A 528-nucleotide genomic window follows, 5' to 3' on the forward strand; every position below is an offset into this window, starting at 1 on the left:
TTAACAAACAAGTAGGTTGCTATGTCCAAAACAGCAGGCATACAAACCGGTAAGGTCACTTTGAAGAACAACTTATACTGAGGCAGCTTGACCGATGCTGCCGTCGCTTCTATCTCTGAAGGCAGTTGCTTGAGAGCGGTTAACGCTGTCATGTGGCCGACTGTGTAATAGTGCACTACGGTGTTAATCACCAGAAACGCCATCGGACCGTAAAGCACATTCAATGGGTTGTTCACATCATTGAAGTAAAAGATGTATCCCAAACCCAAAACCATGCCCGGCACCGCCATCGGCACCACACTCAGCATTTGCATCGCCTGACGAACTGGCCCAAACGCACGACCTTTTTCAATACAGTAGGCACCGACGAAAATCACAGCGGTACCAATCAGCGCAGTCCAACCTGCCAGCGTTAACGAGTTGAAGAATGGGCTCCAGCCATAGGTACTCATCTCTGCGAAGTTGTAATTGTTCAGCGTCAGCGCTTTATTCCAAGGCCAGAACGTCACTAACGAGCCATACACCGCC

Annotated in this window: 1 pseudogene; it reads right to left on the reverse strand. The window is 49.4% G+C overall.

The features are described 5' to 3' along the window. Nucleotides 1-528 (reverse strand): annotated as a pseudogene (locus R7Q11_RS29070) (putative 2-aminoethylphosphonate ABC transporter permease subunit); the annotation flags it as partial.

Source organism: Vibrio sp. 970, assembly GCF_033339075.1.